The 23173-nt window shown below is 65.9% G+C and carries 21 protein-coding genes; 14 read left to right on the forward strand and 7 right to left on the reverse strand.

Annotated elements, in window-relative coordinates; genetic code table 11:
* The first annotated feature begins 48 nt into the window (after positions 1-48).
* From ACVWY3_RS36130 to ACVWY3_RS36145, 4 genes are all read left to right on the forward strand, one after another.
* Complete coding sequence (locus ACVWY3_RS36130; RefSeq protein WP_456842708.1) at positions 49-2379, forward strand: Tex family protein; 2331 nt, start codon at positions 49-51, stop codon at positions 2377-2379.
* A 125-nt stretch (positions 2380-2504) separates the two neighbouring features.
* Positions 2505-3005 carry a hypothetical protein gene (locus ACVWY3_RS36135; protein ID WP_456842709.1) on the forward strand — a complete coding sequence of 167 codons (501 nt, stop codon included), beginning with the start codon at positions 2505-2507 and terminating at the stop codon, positions 3003-3005.
* 100 nt (positions 3006-3105) lie between these two features.
* Positions 3106-3798, forward strand: coding sequence for a response regulator transcription factor (locus ACVWY3_RS36140; RefSeq protein WP_456842710.1), 693 nt, complete (start codon positions 3106-3108; stop codon positions 3796-3798).
* Positions 3785-4855 carry a sensor histidine kinase gene (locus ACVWY3_RS36145; RefSeq protein WP_456842711.1) on the forward strand — a complete coding sequence of 357 codons (1071 nt, stop codon included), beginning with the start codon at positions 3785-3787 and terminating at the stop codon, positions 4853-4855. The genes ACVWY3_RS36140 and ACVWY3_RS36145 overlap by 14 nt, the downstream gene beginning before the upstream one ends.
* On the opposite strand, the gene ACVWY3_RS36150 is transcribed toward ACVWY3_RS36145, so the two are convergent.
* Positions 4850-5221 carry a response regulator transcription factor gene (locus tag ACVWY3_RS36150; protein WP_456842712.1) on the reverse strand — a complete coding sequence of 124 codons (372 nt, stop codon included), beginning with the start codon at positions 5219-5221 and terminating at the stop codon, positions 4850-4852. The genes ACVWY3_RS36145 and ACVWY3_RS36150 overlap by 6 nt on opposite strands.
* Positions 5218-6084 carry a S1C family serine protease gene (locus tag ACVWY3_RS36155; protein ID WP_456842713.1) on the reverse strand — a complete coding sequence of 289 codons (867 nt, stop codon included), beginning with the start codon at positions 6082-6084 and terminating at the stop codon, positions 5218-5220. Before ACVWY3_RS36155 ends, ACVWY3_RS36150 begins: the two co-directional genes overlap by 4 nt.
* A gap of 220 nt (positions 6085-6304) precedes the next feature.
* On the opposite strand from ACVWY3_RS36155, the gene ACVWY3_RS36160 reads away from it, so the two are divergent.
* The 4 genes from ACVWY3_RS36160 (at position 6305) to ACVWY3_RS36175 (ending at position 11936) form a co-directional block, all read left to right on the forward strand.
* Complete coding sequence (locus tag ACVWY3_RS36160; protein ID WP_456842714.1) at positions 6305-7270, forward strand: VOC family protein; 966 nt, start codon at positions 6305-6307, stop codon at positions 7268-7270.
* A 65-nt stretch (positions 7271-7335) separates the two neighbouring features.
* On the forward strand, positions 7336-8211 hold the full coding sequence (locus tag ACVWY3_RS36165; RefSeq protein ID WP_456842715.1) for a dihydrodipicolinate synthase family protein: 876 nt from the start codon (positions 7336-7338) through the stop codon (positions 8209-8211).
* A 167-nt stretch (positions 8212-8378) separates the two neighbouring features.
* Entirely contained in the window at positions 8379-9485 is a 1107-nt protein-coding gene (locus ACVWY3_RS36170) for a S1C family serine protease (RefSeq protein WP_456842716.1), read from the forward strand.
* A gap of 126 nt (positions 9486-9611) precedes the next feature.
* Positions 9612-11936: a xanthine dehydrogenase family protein molybdopterin-binding subunit gene (locus tag ACVWY3_RS36175; RefSeq protein WP_456842717.1), complete on the forward strand. Its 2325-nt coding sequence runs from the start codon at positions 9612-9614 to the stop codon at positions 11934-11936.
* 122 nt (positions 11937-12058) lie between these two features.
* Here ACVWY3_RS36175 and ACVWY3_RS36180 read toward each other — a convergent pair whose 3' ends face one another.
* Genes ACVWY3_RS36180 through ACVWY3_RS36190 form a run of 3 tightly spaced genes read right to left on the reverse strand, consistent with a single transcriptional unit; the run spans position 12059 to position 15269 of the window.
* Complete coding sequence (locus ACVWY3_RS36180; RefSeq protein WP_456842718.1) at positions 12059-13255, reverse strand: acyl-CoA dehydrogenase family protein; 1197 nt, start codon at positions 13253-13255, stop codon at positions 12059-12061.
* Between the two features lie 15 nt (positions 13256-13270).
* Positions 13271-14410, reverse strand: a complete 1140-nt coding sequence (locus ACVWY3_RS36185) for an acyl-CoA dehydrogenase family protein (RefSeq protein ID WP_456842719.1) — start codon at positions 14408-14410, stop codon at positions 13271-13273.
* 4 nt (positions 14411-14414) lie between these two features.
* Entirely contained in the window at positions 14415-15269 is an 855-nt protein-coding gene (locus tag ACVWY3_RS36190; protein ID WP_456842720.1) for an enoyl-CoA hydratase, read from the reverse strand.
* 270 nt (positions 15270-15539) lie between these two features.
* Between ACVWY3_RS36190 and ACVWY3_RS36195 the strand changes: the two genes are divergently transcribed.
* The 6 genes from ACVWY3_RS36195 (at position 15540) to ACVWY3_RS36220 (ending at position 20909) form a co-directional block, all read left to right on the forward strand.
* Positions 15540-16148, forward strand: a complete 609-nt coding sequence (locus ACVWY3_RS36195; RefSeq protein ID WP_456842721.1) for a LemA family protein — start codon at positions 15540-15542, stop codon at positions 16146-16148.
* A 138-nt stretch (positions 16149-16286) separates the two neighbouring features.
* Positions 16287-17183 carry a TPM domain-containing protein gene (locus tag ACVWY3_RS36200; RefSeq protein ID WP_456842722.1) on the forward strand — a complete coding sequence of 299 codons (897 nt, stop codon included), beginning with the start codon at positions 16287-16289 and terminating at the stop codon, positions 17181-17183.
* 3 nt (positions 17184-17186) lie between these two features.
* Positions 17187-17684, forward strand: a complete 498-nt coding sequence (locus ACVWY3_RS36205; RefSeq protein WP_456842723.1) for a TPM domain-containing protein — start codon at positions 17187-17189, stop codon at positions 17682-17684.
* A gap of 333 nt (positions 17685-18017) precedes the next feature.
* Positions 18018-19037: a hypothetical protein gene (locus tag ACVWY3_RS36210; RefSeq protein ID WP_456842724.1), complete on the forward strand. Its 1020-nt coding sequence runs from the start codon at positions 18018-18020 to the stop codon at positions 19035-19037.
* Positions 19038-19130: 93 nt separating this feature from the next.
* On the forward strand, positions 19131-20663 hold the full coding sequence (locus tag ACVWY3_RS36215; protein WP_456842725.1) for a hypothetical protein: 1533 nt from the start codon (positions 19131-19133) through the stop codon (positions 20661-20663).
* 81 nt (positions 20664-20744) lie between these two features.
* The gene (locus ACVWY3_RS36220) at positions 20745-20909 is read left to right on the forward strand and encodes a hypothetical protein (protein WP_456842726.1); all 165 of its coding nucleotides are present in this window, start codon (positions 20745-20747) and stop codon (positions 20907-20909) included.
* Positions 20910-21068: 159 nt separating this feature from the next.
* Here ACVWY3_RS36220 and ACVWY3_RS36225 read toward each other — a convergent pair whose 3' ends face one another.
* Both ACVWY3_RS36225 and ACVWY3_RS36230 read right to left on the reverse strand, forming a co-directional pair.
* Entirely contained in the window at positions 21069-21716 is a 648-nt protein-coding gene (locus ACVWY3_RS36225) for a glutathione S-transferase family protein (RefSeq protein ID WP_456842727.1), read from the reverse strand.
* 155 nt (positions 21717-21871) lie between these two features.
* Entirely contained in the window at positions 21872-23077 is a 1206-nt protein-coding gene (locus tag ACVWY3_RS36230; protein ID WP_456842728.1) for a CaiB/BaiF CoA transferase family protein, read from the reverse strand.
* Positions 23078-23173: the final 96 nt, after the last annotated feature.

Raw genomic sequence — 23173 nt, forward strand, 5'->3', positions numbered from 1 at the left:
CCCGCGGCCGGGTTCGGTTCGCGTCGCGTGCTTGGAGGGAATTCTCGCGTGGCCAATATCAACCAGAAAATTGCGCAGGAGCTTGGGGTTCGGGCCGAGCAGGTCGAGGCGGCGGTGACGCTGCTCGACGGCGGCGCCACGGTTCCCTTCATCGCCCGCTACCGCAAGGAAGCGACCGGCGCGCTCGACGACGCGCAATTGCGCACCCTGGAGGAGCGCCTGGTCTACCTGCGCGAGCTCGAGGATCGTCGCAAGGCCATTCTGGAGTCCGTACGCGAGCAGGGCAAGCTCGATGCCGCGCTCGAAGCATCGATCATGGCCGCCGACAGCAAGGCCCGCCTCGAAGACATCTATCTGCCGTTCAAGCCGAAGCGCCGCACCAAGGCGGAAGTGGCCAAGGAAGCCGGCCTCGAGCCGCTCGCCAATCAGCTCATCGCCGAGCCCGGCAACGACCCGAAGGTCGTGGCCGAAGGCTTCATCAACGCCGAGAAGGGCGTTGCGGATGCCACTGCTGCGCTCGACGGCGCCCGCGCCATCCTGGTCGAGCGTTTCGACGAGGACGCCGACCTGATCGGCGCGCTTCGCGAGGAGATGTGGACCAATGCGCGCATGGTCTCCAAGGTGCGCGACGGCAAGAAGACCGAGGGCGAGAAGTTCGGCGACTATTTCGATTTCTCCGAGCCACTGACCAAGCTGCCGTCGCACCGCATCCTCGCGATGTTCCGCGGCGAGAAGGAAGAAATCCTCGATCTCCAGATCCAGGCCGAGGAAGCGCCGCCCGCCGGCGTTCCGGGGGCCTATGAGCTTAAGATCATGAAGCGCTTCGGCATCGCCGACCTCAAGCGTCCCGGCGACCGCTGGCTGATCGATACCGTGCGCTGGGCCTGGCGCACCAAGATCCAGGTGCATCTCAACATCGATCTGCGCATGCGGCTGTGGAATGCGGCGGAGACCGAGGCCGTCCGCGTGTTCGCCTCCAATCTGCGCGACCTGCTGCTCGCCGCGCCGGCCGGCACCCGCGTCACCATGGGTCTCGATCCCGGCTACCGCACCGGCGTCAAGGTCGCCGTCGTCGATGCGACCGGCAAGGTGGTCGATACCACCGCGATCTATCCGCACGAGCCGCAGCGGCAGTGGAATGAGTCGCTGGCGACGCTCGGCCGGCTCGCGATGAAGCATCGCGTCGAGCTGATCGCGATCGGCAACGGCACCGCCTCGCGCGAGACCGACAAGCTCGCGGGCGAGCTGGTCAAGGGCCTTGCCGAGCTGAAGATGTCCAAGATCGTGGTGTCGGAAGCCGGCGCGTCGGTCTATTCGGCCTCGGCCTTCGCGTCGGAGGAATTGCCGGGCCTCGACGTCACCCTGCGCGGCGCGGTCTCGATCGCCCGCCGTCTGCAGGACCCACTCGCCGAGCTCGTCAAGATCGAGCCCAAGGCGATCGGCGTCGGCCAGTATCAGCACGATCTCGGCCAGGCCAAGCTCGCCAAATCACTCGATGCCGTGGTCGAAGACTGCGTGAACGCCGTCGGCGTCGACGTCAACACGGCGTCCGCGCCGCTGCTCGCCCGCGTGTCCGGTGTCGGAGCGGGTCTTGCGCAGAGCATCGTGGCGCACCGTGACGCCAATGGTCCGTTCAAGTCGCGCAAGGCGCTCAAGGACGTGCCGCGGCTCGGGCCGAAGGCGTTCGAGCAGTGCGCCGGCTTCCTGCGCATCCTCGGCGGCGAGGACCCGCTCGATGCCTCCGGCGTGCATCCGGAAGCCTATCCGGTGGTGCGCCGGATTCTCGCGGCGACCAAGAGCGACATCAAGGCGCTGATCGGCTCTGGCGAGATCGTCCGTACGCTGAAGCCGAAGGACTTTGTCGACGAGACTTTCGGTCTGCCGACCGTCACCGACATCCTGCGCGAATTGGAAAAGCCCGGCCGCGACCCGCGCCCCGCGTTCAAGGCGGCGGTGTTCAAGGAAGGCGTTGAGGAGATCAAGGACCTCCAGAAGGGCATGATCCTCGAGGGCACCGTGACCAACGTCGCCGCCTTCGGCGCCTTCGTCGACATCGGCGTGCACCAGGACGGCCTCGTGCACATCTCGGCGATGTCCAGGAACTACATCAAGGATCCGCGCGAGGTGGTGAAGCCCGGCGACATCGTCAAGGTCAAGGTGCTGGACTTCGAGGTCGCCCGCAAGCGCATCTCGCTGACCCTGCGCCTCGATGACGAGGTCGGCGCCAAGAAGGACGCGCCGGGCATGCCGCGCGACAACACACGCAACACGAGCCGCATGACCTCGTCGGCGCCGCGCAAGCAGGAATCCTCCGGCGGCGGCGCGCTCGCCGAAGCCATGCGCCGCGCCGCCGAGAAGAGCAACGGCAAGCGGGTGTGACTCTTCCTCCCTAACACCCGCGTCAGAATCTGGCGCGTTTGTAAGTTGAAGCTGCCCGTTCCTTCCCCTCATCTGATCCTCCTCGCGCGGCAGGCGTGGCGCCGCGCTGCAAGGAGGATGCTTCGATGGACAACAGGCTTCTCAAAGGCCTCACCGCGGTGACGCTCGCCGCGATGATGGCGCTCGCTTCGCCGCCGGTACTCGCTCGTGGCGGCTTCGGTGGCGGCGGCCATGGCGGCTTCGGCGGCGGCGGGCATTTCGGCGGCGGCGGGATGCATGCGGGTGGCTTCGGCGGTGGCATGCATGCCGGAGGTTTCGGCGGCATGCGCGCCGGCGGGATGGGCGGCGCCAGCTTCGCCCGTGTCGGCGGACCGGGCTTTGCTCGACCTGGCTTCGGCGGACCACGCTTCGCGCATGCGGCGATCGGACCGCGCTTTGCCGGCGCCGGCTGGCACGGCAGACCCTTCATCGGCCGCCACGCCTTCTTCTTCCGGCATCATCGCTTCCACCGCTTCGCCTTCTTCGGCGCGCCTTTCATCTACGCCGGCTACTATGACGGCTGCTGGCGCCGGAGCTGGACGCCCTGGGGATGGCAATGGGTCAATGTGTGCGGAGACTATTGGTAGTCGCATCGCCGTACCGCACCATTGTCGCGATCGCCACCGGGCGGTTCCGCTCAGCCCCGGAACGGGATAGTCTGGTGGCGATCGTCGCGCGGAGTTTCGTATGACCGGAGGTCACCGCCGCATCCTGGTCGTCGAGGACGATCCGGAGACCGCAGGCCAGCTCGTCGAGGAATTGACCAGCTCGGGCTATGACGTCGATCTCGCCGCTACGGGGCGCGAGGCCCTTAGCCACGGCGCGGCGCGCGATTATGCCGTGATCACGATCGACCGCATGCTGCCCGATATCGACGGCATCACTGTGATGCGCCAGCTGCGCGACGACGGCATCGCCGCGCCGTTCCTGATCATCTCGGCGCTCGGCGAGGTCGACGACCGCGTGCGCGGCTTGCGCGCCGGCGGCGATGACTATCTCGTCAAGCCGTTCTCCTTCGTCGAGCTTCTTGCCCGTCTTGAGGCGTTGGGCCGTCGCAGCGAGACCATCGCCAAGGAAACGATCTTGCGCGTCGGCGATCTCGCCGTCGATCTGATTGCGCGCAACGCCAGCCGCCGCGGCCGCAAGATTCCGTTGCTGCCACGCGAATTCCAGCTGCTCGAATATCTCGTGCGCAACGAGGGGCGCGTCGTCTCGCGCGCGATGCTGCTCCAGCATGTCTGGGACCTGCATTTCGATCCGTCCACCAACATCATCGACGTCTATGTCGGCCGCGTCCGCCGCAAGGTCGACGATGCCCAGGCCTATCCGCTGATCCACACCATCCGCGGCATCGGATATTGCCTCCGTGCTCCTGGCTAAGACGCTCCGCTCCTCGACCTTTCGCCTGGCGCTGATCGCGATCGCGGTGTTCGGGCTGATCGTCGCGGCGATCATGGCCTATGTCTATTTCGGCACGGTTGCCTACGTGCGGAGCCGTGTCGGCGATGCCGGCGATCACGGTGACTTCACCGCGATGATCGAGCTTGCGATGATCGCAGTCGCCATGCTGCTGGCGATGTTGGCCGGCCTGGCGGCGGTGCTGGTGACGCGGCGCACGGTCGGGCGGATCGAGGAGATCAATGCCACCAGCCGCGCCATCATGCTCTCCGGCCTCGACCGGCGCATTCCCTTGCGCGGCAGTCACGACGAATGGGACCGCGTCGCCGAGAACCTCAACCAGATGCTCGACCGCATCGAGACGCTGATGGGCGAGGTCAAGCAGGTCAGCGACAACGTCGCCCACGATCTGCGCACGCCGCTGACGCGCATGCGCGGCCGGCTGGAAAAGGCGTACCACACCCCGCGCGACAGCGAAGCCGACGCCGCGCTGATCGGCGACACTATCGCCGATCTCGATGCCGTGCTCGGCATGTTCGCCTCGATCACCCGGATCTCGGAGATCGAGAGCCGCGCCCGCAAGGGCGCTTTCCGCAGGCTCAATCTCGTCGAGGTTGCCGGCGAGGTGGTCGAGCTCTACGACGCTGCTGCCGAAGAGGTCGCGACCCGTCTCAGCATCAGTGGCGAGCGCGAGGTCTCCGTCACGGGCGACCGCGACCTGCTGTTCGACGCCATCGCCAATCTCGTCGACAATGCGATCAAGCACGGCCGTGCGGGCGGGCAGGTCACCGTGACCTGCCGCAGCGCCGATGGCGGGGCGGACATCGCGGTCGCGGACGACGGCCCGGGCATTCCCGCCGAGCAGCGCGATCACGTCTTCAAGCGCTTCTACCGGCTCGAGCAGAGCCGCTACACGCCGGGTAACGGCCTGGGCCTCAGCCTCGTCGCTGCGGTCGCGCGGCTCCATGGCGCCGAGATCACCCTGCACGACAATGCGCCTGGTCTCACGGTCCGGCTCAGCTTCCCCACGACGTCATAGCTCGATCACGCCGCGGCGTGCAGCATGCGCCACCGCGTCGGTGCGGCCGGTGGCATCGAGCTTGTCCAGCAGCGACCCGACATGAAATTTCACCGTATGCACGGAGATGTTGAGCTGCCGGGCGATCATCTTGTTGGAAGCGCCTTCCGCCATCAGCGCCAGCACGTCGAGCTCGCGCTGCGTCAGCGCGATATCCTCCGGCATGCGGCGCGGATCGCGCGCGATGACTGTCGCCGCAGCCTGCTCACCTGGCCCGGCAAGGCGAAGCCCCGCGACGCTGCCGAGCAGCGTTGCGAGGCGATCGGCCAGCGCAGGATCGTCGATCTCCAGCGACAGCACGATCTCCGGCGTCGTGTCCGCGCTCACGCCTCCGGCCTCTCGCCGATCGTGACCTTGAAGCTGGCCGGCTCGCCGCCGCGACGCACCGCGACATCGACCACCGTGCCGACGCTCGCGGGACCCAGTGTCCGCGACAGCGCGCGCACGCCTGATAGTTTCTGGTCGTTGACCGCGACGATCACGTCACCCTGGCGGATGCCGGCCGCGGCCGAAGGTCCGGCCTTGTCGACATTCATCACCATCGCGCCGACGCCATCCTCGAGCCGTACCGGCTGGAGTCCGAGGCCGAGATAACCGCGGGCGATGCGGCCGCGCGTCTCGAGCTGCGCCGCGACGCGCTCGATTGTCGCCGTCGGGATCACCAGCACGCGTCGCGGCCCGAGCACCGCCATGCCGAAGGCCTCGCCCGATGCATTGAGCGCAAGCCCGCCCTCCTGGCTATCGCGCAGGCGGACATCGAGTTCGATCCGCGCATCGATGTCGCCGCCGCGCAAGGAGCGCCAGCCCTTGCCCGACGCCGAGACCATGCCAAGCGTCGCGCTCGGCGCGTCGCGGTCAGTGGCGACGACGACCGAGAGCGTGCCGAGGGCAGGCACCGCCGTAGTCAGCCTGACCGGGGCGATGCTGGTCTCAGTGCGCAGCAGCGCGATGTCGGTGGTGTGGTCGCGCCCCGCGGTCGTGGCGACGGCGGTATTGCCATCGGGCAGGCCGACCTGGACCTCACCCTCTTCGGCCAGCGCCTCGTCGGCGGTGACGATCAGGCCGGGTTTCCAGACGAAGCCGGTGGAGCGCGAGCGATGCGAATGTACCGCGACGATGGACGGTGCGGTGCGCGCCACGACGTCCGCAAGCGCGGACGAGAGCGAAGACAGAGGAGTGGGATCGGTCATGCAAGGCTCCTGCAAGGTATCAAGGCTCCTGTAAGCTGTCCTCAATCTGGGATGTCGCCGGCATTTGCGAAACTGGCCGGGTGGCCAGGACTTCGCGTCAGGACCTGGCTCCCGTAGGACCACGGCCGACGAATATGTGATTGGGAGGCGCTCACGGGAACGTGTAGCAATCGCCGAATTGCACCGCCCGGCCTCAAACCCGTCTCGCGAGCCCCGATTGATGACCATCGACCTCACACGCCGCACCCTGCTTCAACTCGCCGGCGCAACCTCGCTCGCGATGGCCGCGGCTGCGGCTGCGCGCGCCGAGGGCACGCTGCAAGGCGGCGGACCGACCTATGCCAGCCGTACGCCGATGCGGGTCGGCATGGTGACGCTGCGGGTGAAGAATCTCGACACGGTCGCGAATTATTACCGCGACGTGATCGGGCTCACCGTGATGGAGCGCTCGGCGGCCGCAGCAAAGCTGGGCACGGCCGGCATCGCGCTGCTGGTGCTGGAAGCCCGTCCCGAGGCCGCGATTGAATCGCGCAGCGCCGCCGGCCTCTACCACACCGCCTTCCTGATGCCGATGCGCAAGGATCTCGCGCGCTGGCTGGTGCACGCAGCCTCGCATCGCGTGAAACTGTCGGGCTTTGCCGATCACCTCGTCAGCGAATCCGTCTATCTCGACGATCCCGAAGGCAACGGCATCGAGGTCTATGCCGACCGCGATCCCTCGCAATGGCAGTGGAGCGAGGGCAGCGTGAAGATGGCAACGGACGAGCTCAACATTCCCGACCTGTTGTCGCTCACCAATACGCGCGTGCCTGATTATGCCAGGGCGCCGGACGGGCTGCGCATCGGCCACATGCATCTGCGGGTCGGCGATCTCGCGCAGGCGCAGAGTTTCTATCACGGCACGATCGGCCTCGACCCGACCCGCAGCCGCAACGGCGCGGCGTTCCTGTCGTCGGGCCGCTATCACCATCACCTCGGCATGAATGTCTGGCAGAGCCAGGGCGCCGGCCAGCGCGACGAAACTGCGACGGGCCTTGCCTGGTTCTCGCTGGTGATGGCGAAGCAGGAGCTGCTCGCCGCACAGGAGGAACGCCTGCGCAAGGGCGGCGCGAAGGTCACCTCGCTTGCAGATGGCGTGGAAGCCGTCGATCCCTGGGGCACGCGGGTGCGGCTGATCAAGGTTTGATCGCCGGCGCGGGCGTTGCTAAGACCGGTCAGGCGCTAGCCAGCTTCCCGGGGGCCCCACCTGACATGAGCGACTTCCACGGCGTCTTCCCCTATCTCGTCTCGCCCGTCGATGCCGATGGCGCGGTCCGCAGGCAGGTGCTGGCAAAGCTCTGCGACGATCTGATCGGCGCCGGCGTGCACGGGCTGACCCCGCTGGGATCGACCGGCGAGTTCGCCTATCTCAATTCCGCGCAGCGGATGGCGATCGTGCAGACCACGATCGAGGCTGCGAAGGGCCGCGTGCCGGTCGTGGCCGGCGTCGCCTCCACCTCGACGGCGGATGCGGTGGCGCAGGCGAAGGCGTACCAGACGTGTGGTGCGAACGGCATCCTGGCGATCCTGGAGGCGTATTTCCCGCTCACCGATGCCCAGGTGGAATCCTATTTCCGCGCCATCGCGGATGCCGTGGATATCCCCGTCGTCATCTACACCAACCCGCAATTCCAGCGTTCTGATCTGACGCTCGACGTCATCGCGCGCCTCGCCGAGCATCCGCGCATCGGCTACATCAAGGACGCCTCGACCAACACCGGCCGGCTGCTCTCGATCATGAACCGCTGCGGCGATGGCTTGCGCGTGTTCTCGGCCTCCGCCCATATCCCGGCCGCAGTGATGCTGATCGGCGGGCTCGGCTGGATGGCAGGCCCGGCCTGCATCATCCCGCGCCAGAGCGTTGCGCTCTACGACCTTTGCAAGGCCGGCCGCTGGGACGAGGCCATGGCGCTCCAGCGCAGGCTGTGGCGCATCAACGAAGCCTTCGCCCGCTTCAACCTCGCCGCCTGCATCAAGGCGGGCCTCACGATCCAGGGCTATGAGGTCGGCGACCCCGTCCCGCCGCAGGCGCCGCTGGCGGCCGATGCGCGCAAGGTGGTGGAAGCGGCGTTGCGCGAGCTGAAATAGCTGTTTGCCACGCGGCAATATGCCCCGGCTCCCTGCGGGGGGCCAAAAAGGCCCTTACCCAACCGAGAAACTTCCGTCCGTTTCCGACGTTGCTGCGTCAGGGACGTCTGTCGCCTACGCATGCGCATGTCAAAGCCCGCATTCAGCACAAGACACGGTGATCACCAATGAATCGTCGCTACGCGATTGTCGCGGCAGCCTTCGCCGCCCTGCTGGTCGCCGTCACGGCCGCGAAGATCCTGCACGTTCCGTCCTCGTATGTGCCCTGGGCGGCGCCCTCCGCACGTGCCGTCGAGCAGCGCGGCCCGCTGTCGGACGCAGAAAGGGCGACCATCGACATCTTCGAGCGCGTATCGCCGTCGGTCGTTCAGGTTGCGGTCAGGTCGGCGGCAAGTCCCCTGATGGGGGAGGAGAGCCAGGGCGGTGGCGGCGCTTCCGGCACGGGATTCGTCTGGGACCGCGAGGGGCACCTGGTGACGAACAATCATGTCGTCGCCAGTGGCGGCGAGATCGCCGTGCGCTTTGCGTCGGGAGAAGTGGCCCAGGTCGACCTGGTCGGCACGGCTCCCAATTACGATCTCGCGGTGCTGCGCATCCGCAGCCTGCGCCGGCTTCCGTCGCCGGTCGCTCTTGGCAGTTCGAGCGACCTGAAGGTCGGCCAATCCGCCTTCGCGATCGGCAATCCGTTCGGGCTGGATCAGTCGATGACCTCTGGTATCATCAGCGCGCTCAAGCGCAGGCTCCCGACCCATGGCGGCCGGGAGATCGCCAACGTCATCCAGACCGATGCCGCGATCAATCCCGGCAACTCGGGCGGGCCCTTGCTGGATTCCGCCGGCCGGCTGATCGGCGTCACGACCGCGATCATATCGCCCTCCGGATCGAACGCCGGGATCGGCTTCGCGGTGCCCGTCGACGTCGTGAACCGGATCGTGCCCGAGCTCATCCGCAACGGCCGGGTGCCGACGCCGGGCATCGGCATCGTGGCCGCCGGCGAGGATGTCTCGACGCGGCTTGGCGTCGAGGGGGTCATCGTGGTGCGCACGGCGCCCGGCAGCCCTGCCGAGCGGGCAGGGATTCGCGGCGTGAACTTCTCGACGGGGGCGGTCGGAGACATCATCACCGCCGTGGATGGCAAACCGGTGCGGCGCCTATCCGATCTCACCGATGCGTTGGAGCAGGCCGGGGCGGGCAAGACCGTCCGGCTCTCGGTCAAGCGCGGCTCGGAGGCTCGCGACGTGAATGTGGGCATCGTCGACATCGAGCGTTCCTGACGGCGAAATACAAGCCTGCAAGGGGCTCCGATGCGCATTGCAGATGTGCCGGGGCTCGGTTGTCTGGCGCGCAAAATCGGTTAAAACCGCCGCGGTCGTTTTCCGGTATCTCGAGGATACAGCGGAATGAACATTCTTCCCGGCAATTTGCGTTTCGGAGCGGGCCAGCCCGTCAAGCGTTTGGAAGACCAGCGGCTGCTCACCGGGAAGGGGCAATTCATCGACGACAAGCCGGAAGACGGCGCGCTGTGGCTGCACGTGCTGCGCTCGCCGCATGCGCACGCGAAGATCGTCTCGATCGATACCAGCGCGGCGGCCGCGATGTCCGGCGTCACCGCGGTCTACACCGGCGCCGACCTCGTCAAGGACGACATCGGCGCCATCCCGACCCTGAGCATTTTCAAGCGCCCGGACGGCAAGCCGATGACGGTGCCGCCGCGCCGGCTGCTGGCCCATGAGATCGTGCGCTATGCCGGCGAGTCCGTCGCCGCAGTCGTCGCTTCGTCTCGCGCTGAGGCGCAGAGCGCGGCCGAAGCGATCGTGGTCGAATACGACGTGCAGCCCGCGGTGGTCGATCCGGTCGAGGCCGTAAAGCCCGGCGCGCCCGTGGTGTGGCCGGAGGCGCCCGACAACATTGTCGGCGCCATGAGTTATGGTGACGCCGCCAAGGTGGACGAAGCGTTCGCCAAGGCCGCGCACACCGTCGAGCTCGACCTCGTCAGCCAGCGCCTGGTGCCCTCCGCGATGGAGCCGCGCTCGACCATTGCCGAGATCGACAAGAAGTCCGGCCGCCTGCTCCTGCACGTGCAGTCGCAGACCCCGGCCTCGACTCGCGATGTGCTGGCGGAAGCCGTGCTCAAGCGTCCGAAGGACAGCGTGCGCGTGCTGGTCGGCGACATCGGCGGCGGGTTTGGCCAGAAGACCAACCTCTATCCCGAGGACGGCATCGTCGCCTATGCCGCGACCAAGCTGAATAGGAAGATCCGCTGGCGCGGTGACCGCACCGACGAGTTCGTCGGCGGCACCCATGGCCGCGATCTCACCTCGACCGCCTCCTTCGCGCTCGACGAGAAAGGCAAGGTGCTGGCCTATCGCGTCAAGTCGATCGGCTGCACCGGCGCCTATTCCTCGGGTGCGGCCAACATCATCCCGCTGGTGCTCGGGCCGTTCGTGCAGACCGGCGTCTATGACCTGCCACTGGTGCATTTCGAGGTGCAGTCGGTGATGACCCACACCGCGCCCGTCGGTGCCTATCGCGGCGCGGGCCGGCCCGAGGCCGTCTTCATCGTCGAGCGCCTCTTTGATGCTGCCGCGCGAAAAATCGGCATGGATCCGCGCGCGATCCGGAAAGCGAACTACATCAAGCCGGCGCAGTTGCCCTACACCAACGCGGCCGGCCAGGTTTACGATTCCGGCGCGTTCGCGCACATGCTCGACCGCGCCGTCAAGCTCGCCGACTGGGACGGCTTTGCCGCGCGCAAGAAGGCGGCGAAGAAGAAGGGCCTGCTCTACGGCCGCGGCCTCACCTCCTACATCGAATGGACCGGGGGCCGCGCCCATACCGAGAAGGTCAGCCTGCACGCGACCTCGCAAGGGCGCGTCGTCTTGCATTCCGGCACCATGGCGATGGGGCAGGGGCTGCAGACCACCTACACGCAGATGATCTCCGACACGCTCGGCATCCCCATGGACAAGATCGACGTCGTCCAGGGCGACACTGATCTGGCCATGGGTTTCGGCAGCGTCGGCTCGCGCTCGCTGTTCGTCGGCGGCACGGCGGTGGCGGTCTCCTCCAACGACCTGATCCAGAAGGCGCGCGAGAAAGCGGCGAACGTGCTTGAGACCTCGGTCGAGGACATCGAATATCAGAGCGGCATGCTCACCGTGGTCGGCACCGACCGCCGCATCAGCCTGTTCGATCTCGCCGAAAAGGAGAGCGGCGCGAAGCTCAGCGTGGATTCCGAGGGCGAGGTCGATGGTCCGAGCTGGCCGAACGGCACGCATATCTGCGAGGTCGAGATCGATCCGGAGACCGGCGTCTCCAAGGTCGTGCGCTACACCACGGTCGATGACGTCGGCGTCGCAGTGAACCCGATGCTGGTCACCGGCCAGATCCATGGCGGTGTCGCGCAAGGAATCGGCCAGGCGCTGTATGAGGGCGTGTCCTACGACGCGGACGGCCAGCTCCTCACCGCGAGCTACCAGGACTATTGCATCCCGCGCGCCGACGACGTGCCGCCGATCTTGGTGACGCTAGATGATTCCGCGCCCTGCCGCACCAATCCGCTCGGCGCCAAGGGTTGCGGCGAATCCGGCGCCATCGGCGGTCCTCCCTGCGTCACCAACGGCGTGATGGATGCGCTCGCCGAGCTCGGCATCACCCAGCTGAACACCCCGCTGACGCCGCAGAAGATCTGGCAGGCGATCAGGGACGCGAAGGCGGCAGGGTAAGCGCGGCGCCCTGTTGCGCTGGCTGGCGCGACACACTCAACTGTGGTCCCGGATCGGCGCTTTCGCTTGTCCGGGACGACAGTTGAGTGTGCCGTACCAGCTTGGGTTAAATCCCAGGCCCCTCAAATCCCAAGCATCATCTTCGCGATGATATCGCGCTGGATCTCCGACGTGCCACCGAAGATCGTGTACGCACGCCCGTTGAGATATTCCGGCACCACCGTCAGCATCTCCTCCGGGATCGCCGGCTCGTGGTTGAGCCTGTAGAGCGGGCGCATCGGCTCGACGGCGAGGGCGTCGTGGCCGATCACGTCGACCCCGAGCCGCGTCACGGCCTGGCGGATCTCGCTGTTGCGCAGCTTCAGGATCGACGACACCGCGCCGGGATTTTGTCCGGTCTGGAGCGCCGAGAGCACGCGCAGCTCGGTCATCTCCAGCGCGTCGATGTCGATCTCGATCTCCGAGATGCGCGTCGCGATATCCGGACTGTTGATCGCGCGTCCGGTCAGGTCGGACTCGGCCAGCTCTGCGACCGCCTTCAGCCCCTCGCGCAGCTTCGCTGACGCGATGCCGGAGCCGCGCTCGAACTCGAGCAGGTACTTGCCATAGGTCCAGCCCTTGCCTTCCTCGCCGACGCGATTGGCGACGGGCACGCGTACGTCGTCGAAAAACACCTGGTTGACCTCGTGGTCGCCGCCGATGGTGAGAATGGGTCGCGTCGTGATGCCCGGTGTCTTCATGTCGATCAGGATGAAGCTGATGCCGTCCTGCTGCCGCTCACCGTCGCTGGTGCGCACCAGCGCGAACATGCGGTTGGCGTGATGGGCATGCGTGGTCCAGATCTTGGTGCCGTTGATGATGTAGTCGTCTCCGTCGCGCACCGCGCGCGTCTTCAGTGAGGACAGGTCGGAGCCGGAGCCCGGCTCGGAATAGCCCTGGCACCAGTAATCCTCGCCGGAGAGAATCCGCGGCAGGTAAAAGTTCTTCTGCTCCGGCGAGCCAAAACCGATGATGACGGGCCCGACCATCTTCACGCCCATCACGTTCACATTCGGCACGCCCGCGCGCGCAGATTCGGTTTCAAAGATCCAGCGCTGCGCCGGCGTCCAGTCCGGGCCGCCATATTCGACCGGCCAGCCCGGCGCGCCCCAGCCCTGCCTGTGCAGCGCGCGCTGCCAGGCCATGCCGATATCCGGGTCGGAGAACACCGACGGCGTCAGCGCGGTCGCGCGCTTCATCTCGTCGGTGAGATTCTTTGCGATGAAGCCGCGCACCTCGCTCTGGAAGGCGCGCTCCTCGGCATTGAACGTGAGGTCCATGATGCGCTCCTTGGATCAGGTTGTGCGGCCAAGCTGGGCGTGGCGGGCATAATGATGCGCGCTGCCGCCGAACAGCGTGTCGAAGGCGACCAGGCGCTTGAAATAGGCGCCGACCTCGAGCTCCTCGGTGACGCCCATGCCGCCATGAAGCTGGATCGACTGCTCGCCGACGAAGCGGGCGCATTTGCCGATTTTGGCTTTCGCGCCTGATGCCGCCCGTGCGCGCTCGAGCGGCGCAGCATCCACCTTCAACGCCGCCCGCAGCGCCATCGAACGCGCCTCGTCGACCTGCATCGCCATGTCGGCGAGGCGGTGGCGGATCACCTGGTTGGCCGAGAGCGGCCGGCCGAACTGTTTTCGGATCTTGGTGTAGTCCAGCGTGGTGTCGAGCAGCGTCTGCATGATGCCGACGGCTTCGGCGCCAAGCGCGGCCATGGCGCGATCGACGGCCCATTCGATCGCGGGCAGCGCGTCGCTGCCGCCACCGAGGAGCGCGTCCTCCGGCAGCTCGAGGCCTGACAGCTCGATGTTGCAGGCCCGTCCGCCGCCGAGGCGTTGATAGTCACTCATGGCAACGCTCGGCGTTTTCGCCTGTACCAGGAACAGGCCGATCCGTCCCGAAGGTCCCTGATGATCGTGGATATGCGCGGAGACGATGATCTCGTCGGCAGCCTTGCCGTCGAGCACGGCGATCTTGCTGCCGGAAAGGCGCCAGCCCTCCGCCGTCTTGTGGGCGACGGTCGCGACCTTGGCGAGATCGAACCGCGCCGCGCGCTCGGAATGCGCAAAGGCGAGTTTTAGCGATCCGTCGGCGACCTTCGGCAGCCGCGCCTGCTTCTGCGCGGTGCTGCCGCACTTCTCGACCAGCGCCGCTCCGAGCACCACTGTCGCGATATACGGCTCGGACACCAGCCCGCGGCCGAAGGCTTCCATCAGAATCCCGATCTCGACCGCGCCGCCGCCGAGCCCGCCAAACTCCTCAGGGATCGGCAGCGCCAGCCAGCCGAGCTCGGCGAACTGCTTCCAGACATCAGGACTGTATCCGAGCGGATCGTTCGCCATCTTGCGGCGGTGGTCGGCGTCGTAGCTTTCGGCCACAAAACGTTCTGCGCTCTCGCGCAGCAGCCGTTGCTCGTCACTGAGATTGAGGTCCATGTCGTTACTCCGCGGCCGCCGGCGGCTTGCGCACGGACGGATGCAGGCCGGACGGATCTACGATCATGCCGAACTCCTGAAGATTATGGGCGTGACAGAGCTGATGCAGCGCAAAGGCCTGATCGATCGCGGCGGGCTGGCCCATCACGTCGACCGAGCGGTTCACCGCCTCCTTGGTCAGCTTCAGCGCAAAGGATGGTTTTGACGCGATCCGGCGCGCCAGTTCCAGCACGCGCGATGACAGCTCGGCGCGCGGCACGACCTGATTGACCATGCCGAGCTGATGCGCCTCTTGCGCGCTCCAGCTGTCCGCGGTGAACAGAAATTCCTTGGCCTTGCGCGGGCCGAGCTCCCAGGGATGCACGAACCATTCGACGCCGCAGACGCCCATGGTGACGACAGGATCGCAGAACTGCGCATCCTCGCTGGCGACGATGAGGTCGCAGGCCCAGGCCAGCATCAGACCGCCGGCGATGCACTTGCCGTGCACCTCGGCAATCGTGGGCTTGGCGAGATTACGCCAGCGCCGCGTGATCTGGAGATAGATTTCCTGCTCGCGTGCGAAGCGGCCATGCGCATTGGGTTCAGCAAATCCGCCCCAATTTCCTACCGGCGGAAAATGAACGCCTGCGACATTCTTGGCCCCGGGGCGCAGGTCATGGCCTGAGGAGAAGTGCGGCCCGTTGCCGGCGAGGATGATGACCTTGACCGCATCGTCCTGCACCGCCGCGTCGAAGGCGGCGTTGAGGTCGTAGGTCATTTGCAGGTTCTGCGCGTTGCGCGCCTCGGGCCGGTTCATGACGATCCGGGCGATCGCCGGCTCCGGCCGCTCCACGAGGATGGTCTCGAACGAGGACATCGTGCTTCCTCCCGGCGTTTCCTATGTTGTTTTGCCGGAGTTGACTATGCCAGCCGGGGATAGGCAAGAGGCTTGCGTTTGTCGGCTGGTGGTTGAGATGTGGTTTGAGTCATTCCGGGGCGGTGCGAAGCATCGAACCCGGAATCTCGAGATTCTCAGGTGCACAATTGCGCACCATAGTTCGCTTTGCGCCCCGGAATGACGTCGCCAAGCTGGCGCCGTGCGCGCTCAATCTGGTAATTTGCACCAGATTCCACCGGGAGAAATTTGATGCGCAAGATCCTGACAGTGCTGGCGGCGCTGACCTCGCTGACTCTGACGAACTGCGGCTACAACGCGATCCAGACCGAGGACGAGCAGATCAAGGGCAACTGGTCCGAGGTCGTGAACCAGTATCAGCGCCGTGCCGATCTCGTGCCCAATCTCGTCAACTCGGTGAAGGGCTTTGCGCAGCAGGAGAAGGACGTGCTGCTCGGCGTCACCAATGCGCGCGCCAAGGTCGGCAGCGTCCAGGCGACGCCGGAGGTGCTGAACGATCCCGCCGCCTTCCAGAAATTCCAGGCCGCCCAGGGCGAGCTCTCCAGCGCGCTGTCGCGGCTCCTTGTCGTCACCGAGAACTATCCGCAGCTCAAGTCGGACGCGCTGTTCAGGGATTTGATGTCGCAGCTCGAGGGCACCGAGAACCGCATCACGGTCGCCCGCAACCGCTACATCAAGGCGGTGCAGGACTATAACGTCACCATCCGCTCGTTCCCGACCAACCTCACCGCGATGGCGTTCGGCTACAAGGAGAAGCCGAATTTCTCGGTCGAGAACGAGAAGGAGATCTCGACCGCGCCGAAGGTGGATTTCAACCCTGCGCCTGCGCCGTCGAAGTAAGTGTAGTTCGTTTTGCGAATGGGCTTCACCCCACCCACCACCGTCATTCCCCGCGCAAGCGGGGAATCCAGTACGCCGCGGCTTCTCCGTATCCTGCAGGCGTCTCTGGAATACTGGATCGCCCGGTCAAACCGCGCGATGACAGCGAGGTTGTGGGGGGCGATAGCCCTAGTCGCTCTTGTGTTCACCTTCCCCTTCCCCGCCCTCGCCGACGTCGCTATCCCCCAGCTCACAGGCCGCGTGGTCGACCAGACCGGCACCTTGTCGAGCAGCGACATCGCCACACTGTCGCAGAAGCTGCGCGACTTCGAGACGCGCAAGGGCAGCCAGATCGCGGTCCTGATCGTACCGACGACGCAGCCCGAGACGATCGAGCAGTTCTCGATCCGCGTCGCGGAAGCGTGGAAGATCGGCCGCAAGAAGATCGATGATGGCGCGATCCTGATCGTCGCCAAGAACGACCGGCACTTGCGCATCGAGGTCGGCTACGGCCTCGAAGGCGCGCTCACCGACGTCACCTCGCGGCGCATCATCGACGAGATCATCACGCCGAAATTCAGGACAGGCGATTTTGGCGGCGGCATCTCGGACGGCGTCGACCGGATGATCCGCGTCATCGACGGCGAGCCACTGCCGGTTCCCTCACCGAGCGTGAATTTCGGCAATCTGGACGACCTCGGGCCGCTCTTCGTCGTGACGCTGTTCGCCTCAATCGGGGTCGGCGGGTTCTTCCGTGCCATGCTGGGGCGGCTGCTCGGTTCGCTGGCGACTGGCGGAATCATCGCAGCGTTGAGCTGGTTCATTCTCGGCTCTTTTGCGCTGGCCATGGCGCTCGGCGTCCTCGGCTTCATCATCGGGTTCATTGCCGATCTGTCCTCGGCGATGGCGCCGGCTACGCGGTCGTCGCGCGGCGGCGCGTGGTCGAGCGGCAGCTCGGGAGGGGCCTGGAGCAGCGGATCGTCATCCAGCGACAGCGGTAGCTTCAGCGGCGGGGGCGGCGGTTTCGGCGGCGGCGGCGCCTCGGGGAGCTGGTAGGTCATGAGCATCAAGCGCATTGCCAGACATCTCGTGCAGCATCATTGGCGGGCAAAGCAGATATTTCCGCAAGCCGTGCTTGACCGCATCGCGCAGGCGATCAAGCAGGGCGAGACGACCCATTGCGGCCAGGTTCGCTTCGTGGTGGAAGGCGCGCTCGACGGCCGCCCGCTGTTCCGCAATCAGCCGGCGCGCGAGCGCGCGCTCGACGTATTCTCGCATTTGCGGATCTGGGACACTGCGCATAACAACGGCGTGCTGATCTATCTCCTGCTCGCCGACCGCGACGTCGAGATCGTCGCCGATCGCGGCATCGACGCGAAGGTGGGTGCAGCGGGCTGGGAGACGATCTGCCGCGCGATGGAGGCGGAGTTCGCCGCGGGCCGGTTCGAGCCCGGCGTGATCGGCGGCATCGCTGCGGTGTCGCGGGAGCTGGCGAAGCACTTTCCACCGGCCGGCCCGCATCCGAACGAGCTGCCGGATGCGCCGGTGGTGATGTGACGGATAATGATGTGGACGGAGCAGGCACCGCCCGCTCCGTCATTGCGAGGAGCCCTTGCGACGAAGCAATCCAGACTGTCGCCGCAGAAGGACTCTGGATTGCTTCGCTGCGCTCGCAATGACGCTGTGGACGCGGCCATTCCGCGGCCGTTCATCTTGCCTGGTTACAAATTGTTTCACGCCCGCCACGCCGGTTCCATTTTCCCGACCCAATTCGGCCCCGGATGAGTTCCTAAAATTTCCGTAAGCGGGTCCGCAGGTAAGGATTTCGCAAGCAATGAAAGTTACCAAAAGGTCAATCCAGACTGGAGTATTTGAGCTGTGAGCGAACCAATGCCCGAGCAGGCTGCCCAGGAAACCGGCGAACAGACGAGCGTTGCCGAGGCCGCCGCGCCGCAGGCCGTGGAGGCTGCCGCCGGCATCGAGGCCCCCTCGATCGCCCCCGATCATGAGGCGCCGCCCAAGCCTGATCCGGTGAGAGCAGATGCCCCCAGGATCGAACCGCCCCGGATCGAGGTGCCGAAGCTCGAAGCCAAGACCGAGAGCAAGGCCGAGACCAAGCCCGAGACCAAGCCCGAGACGAAGCCTGAGCCGAAGCCCGCCCAGATCATCGTGATGGCGCCCTCGGAGCGGTCCTGGGAGCGCGAGGAGTTTGCCCCGCATGTGAAGCCGGACACCCCGCGCGCGACCGGCGACAACCGCCGCCGCTCGGCGATGGCCGCGGTGGTCGCGATCGCCGCCAGCGTCGGTGCCATCAGCGGCGCGCTGGCGACCGCCGGCATGATGCATTTCGCAGCGCCGCCCCCCGCGCCGGTGCAGGTCGCCGATACCAGCGCTCTGGAATCCTCGATCGCCCGGATCGATGCTGACCTCGCCGCTCTCAGGGCCAATATCGAGCACACCTCCAAGACCGGGCTAAGCCAGTTCAACCGGGCCAATGATCGCCTCGACAAGCTCGAGAAGGCACAGGCCGAGCCGATGGCCAAGATCGCGAAGCTTTCGGAGACCGTCGACAAGCTCCGTGCCACGCCGCCCGCCGCTCCCGCGCAGGCTGCGGCAGCGCCCGCCAAGGAAACCACCGGCTCGATCGCGCCGACCCAGGCTGCGGCCGCAGCCGCCACACCGGCTCCCGCGCCGGCCGCGCCGAAGACCGAGGTCGGCCGCCTGCCGACGCTCGAAGGCTGGAGGCTGCGCGACGTCGCCAATGGCGGCGCACTGATCGAGGGCCGCGACGGCCTCTATGAGGTCTATGCCGGCGATCCCATTCCCGGCCTGGGTCGTGTTGATGCGATCCGGCGCCAGGACGGCCGCTGGGTGGTCGTCACCAGCAAGGGCCTGATCGTGGCGCGCTGAGTGGCTCATATCCGACTTCCGAAGAGGCGCTTCACCACCCTGTGAAGCGCCTTTTTGCTTGAATAGGTGTCCTCGCGCGGTGTTACCTCAGGCATGAGCCGCGCGTTGCGAATTCTGGTTGCTGTTGCCGCATTGGTCGCCGGCGCCGTTCCGCTTTTCGCGGCGGAGAACGCGCTGATGCGCGGCACGGCGATCACCGATCCTGATCTGCTGAAGAAGCTCGACCAGCACGACGAACTCACGATCTCGCGCCTGCTCTGGCCGGAGCGGAATGCGGACTCTCCGCTGACGACCGAGCAGATGTTCTCGCAGCTGCCGCAGCTCAAGCAGATTCCACCCGCGATCGACGCGGAGCTCGAGCGCTACGTCGCCCAGCAGAAGGTGGCCTGGCCGAGCGAGACCATCGGCGTCGGCGAAGGCTTCGACGTGCAGCTGTTCGACCGGGCCAATCTGAAATCGCCCGACACGCGCTTCGTGATGGCCGGCATCGTCAACCGCATGGACCGCGCCTATGTCTCGGAAGAATCCTGCGGCGAAATTAGGTTGATCTATCGACTGGCACGTTTCGATACGGGGCCGGATGGGACCAAGACCGCAACGCGCCTGCCGATGACGTTCAATCTGGTGATGAAGGCGAGGGACCCGCGCCAGACGGATGCGAGCGGTAAGCCGCTCACCTGCGCCGAGGTCGCGCGGCGCTGGCTCGACAATGGCGGCTGGCAGGGGTCGATCGGCGGCGGTATTCATCCCTCCGACGCCATGCTCGACCGCATCGAGACCAACATCCAGGTCTCCGTCGCGCCGAAATCGGCGCTGCACGATTTCCGCTCCGACTATCTGCTCAAGGTCTTCAAGTACGATGCCGCGACGAAGACGTTCGAGGAATCGGCGCTGGAGAACCAGATCGACCGCGACCGCATCCTCGCGGACGATGCGCTTCGCCGCGAATTCAGGGACTGGCTGCTTGCGCCGGAAAATCTGCGCGCGTTCGATCGCGGCACCGTGCTGATCCCCGAGAAATTCCTGGCCAAGGCCGCGCTGGTGCCGACACCGGCCGGGCTCGATGCCTCCGCGCTGCAGCCGGAATTCGGCATGATGGAGGGCGAGGGCAAGGACAATCCGGTGTTCACCGACAACGACGTGGTCGGCGCGCTGAAGCAGGCGGCTGCGCGCGGAGACATCCAGAACATCCGCTCGGTCGCCGGCTTCCAGCGCCGCCTCAACGACGTCACCTGCGCCGGCTGCCACCAGACCCGTGGCATCGGCGGCTTTCATTTCCCGGGCGTTGACTGGCTCGCGGACAAGCCGTCCAACTCCACCATCGTGCCGGCCTCGCCGCATTTTGTCGGCGACCAGCTCCGCCGTCGCGAGATACTGACCGCGTTCGCCGCGGGCAAACGCCCCGATTTCTCACGCGGATTTGCCAGCCGGCCGCAGACCCGCGGCAGCCAAGAGCTCGCCGGCAGCGAATATCAGGACGGCTGGGGCGCACATTGTTCCCTGCAAAATGCGGGATCGGGAACGCGGGACGAGAGTTTTACGTCATGGAGCTGTGCTAAAGGTTTGACCTGTCAGGCTGCCGCGGCCTCGCGCCGCATCGGCATGTGCTTCATCAAGACGCGCTAGCGCGTGATCCGAAAGAGTGTGTAGCGGTTTTTCGAAAAGATCACGCGCAAGATAAAGCCAAGCAAGCGATTTGATTGACCCATGACGGACACCAGCGAAGCCAACAAGGAGCGCAATCGCGAGATCGCGCGCAATGAAGAGGCCAAACAGGTCACCGGCAGCGTGCGCGTCAGCATCTGGGCGGTCGCGGTGGTCGTGATCGTCGGCGGGGTTTTGTTCACGCTCGGCTGGCTGGCGTTGAGGTAGGTGCGAGTTCACCTCGTCCTGCTTGCGGGGCCAGGTCGGATTGCATCGAAGATGCAATCCGGGTGAGGGGGTACAGGTCCATCGACCGTCTCACGTGTGGAGAGAGGCCGCTCACCCCAACCCTCTCCCCGTAAGAACGGGGCGAGGGAGAAGAAACCCTCACTTCGCGTAATTCGTCATCCGCTTACCCGGCAACAGCTCATACGCCGATTTCCAGGCGGGCAGCGCGGCCATGCGGCCGAGCCAGGCGTGGATCGCGGGATGGCTCGCCGCGAAATCGAAGCCGTGCTCATCGCTCGGATAGTGCAGATACGCCATCATCGAGATATCGGCGACCGTCGGCTTTGCTCCGATCGCGAATACATTGTGCTGGAGGTGCCCGTCGAGAATCCCGAGGAAGTCGTCCAGCCGCCGGCGAAAATGCTTCAGCACCTGCGGGTCGTTCTTCTCGGTGAAGGCGCGCATGAAGCGATAGGTTGCCATGTAGCCGGTGAGCTTGTGGTTGTCCCAGAACAGCCAGCGCAACAGCTCGAATTTTTCATCCTCGGTCTCGGCACCGAACCGGCCATACTGCTCGGCGAGTCTCAAGAGGAGCGGCGCGGTCTGCGTCATCTTCACGCCGTCCACTTCGAGCACGGGAATCTCGCCCATCTCGTTGACGGCCTTACGCCATTCCGCCGTGCGGGTGACGCCGCCGCCAAAGTCGGTCCACACCGGCTCGAAGGTCTCGCCGCAAAGCGTCAGCATCAGTGCAAGCTTGTAGCTGTTGCCGGATTCCGGGAAGTAGTGCAGGCGGTAGCTGGGCATGGGACCTCACGGCATTTGTGTTTTGCCGATGATTATACCGCGCCGGCTCTACGTCGTCATTGCGAGCGCAGCGAAGCAATCCAGCAATGCATCCGCGGTGGGATTCTGGATTGCTTCGCTGCGCTCGCAATGACGGGGTTAGAGCGGTGCGTCCCTTACCCCACCGCCCCCTTCGACCGCAGCTCCTTGATCGCCGCCTCGTCGTATCCCGCCCCGCGCAAAATCTCGTCACTGTGCTCGCCGACAGCGGGCGGCTTGCGCGGCTGGACCTTCTTGACGCCGTCGATCCAGATCGGACTGGAGATGGTGAGCATGGTGTCATTCTCGAACGGCACCAGCACCTCGTTGTCGAGCATCTGCTTGTCGTTCGGGATGTCGTCGAGAATGCCGACGATGCCGAACACGAGGCCGTTGCCGTCGAGAATCTTTCGCCACTCGGCGAGATCCTTGGTGGCAAAAGTCTCGTCAAAGATCTTGATCAGTTCCACCGAGCGGGCGTGGCGGTCGGGCTTGGTGGCGAAGCGCGGATCGGTGATGAGGTCTTCGCGTCCGAGGCACTTCGCCAGCGTCGGAAACTGCTTCTCCTCGTTCAGCAGCGACAGGATCAGCCAGCGGCCGTCCTTGCACTGGTAGTGGTTGGCAACCGCGTTGAGCGCGCGCTCGCGCGGGCGGCGCTCGCCGAACTTGGCGCCGCAGAGCTTTGCCTGCGCCAGCACGCTCGCGGCCCACACGCCATTCGCCATCAAATTGGAGGCGACATGCGAGCCCTTGCCGGTCTTCTCGCGCTGGTACAGCGCGGTGACGATCGCGCCGTAGAACGCCATGGCGCAGGGATGGTCGCCCATGCCGGCGACCGAGCGCGCCGGCGTGGTGTTGGTATCGGCGCGGACGAGGTCCATCAGGCCGGACCGCGCCCAATAGGCGTTGCTGTCGAACCCGGGCTTGTTGGCTTCCTCGCCTTTCTCGCCATAGCCGGTGAAGGAGGCATAGATCAGCCGGTCGTTGAGATGGGCGAGGTGGTCATAGGTGATGCCGAGCTTGGCGCGCACCGGCGGCGGCATGTTGGTGATGAAGACGTCGGCCTCTTCCACCAGCTTGTAGAGCACGGCCTGTGCTTCCGGCTTTGCGAGATCGAGCGCGATGCTCTTCTTGTTGCGGGCCTCCAGCAGCCAGGCGAAATTGTGCTCGCCGGTGGGATAGCCGGGCAGGTTGGGCAGGTTGCGATAGGGATCCCCAGCGCCGGGCGGCTCGATCTTGATGACGTCGGCGCCGAAATCCGACAGCACGGTCGCGGCCGCGGGCGCTGCGATGAAGCTCGCGCAGTCCAGAACCTTCAGCCCCGCAAAAATGCCCTTGTCCATCGCGGCGTTGCTCCCTCGCTCTTGTCGTTTCCCGCGCGCTGGAATTGGCGCAGGCAAAGTCACGGAGCAATTAGACCGATGTTTCGCCGGGATGCA

Source organism: Bradyrhizobium sp. USDA 4486, from assembly GCF_054057995.1.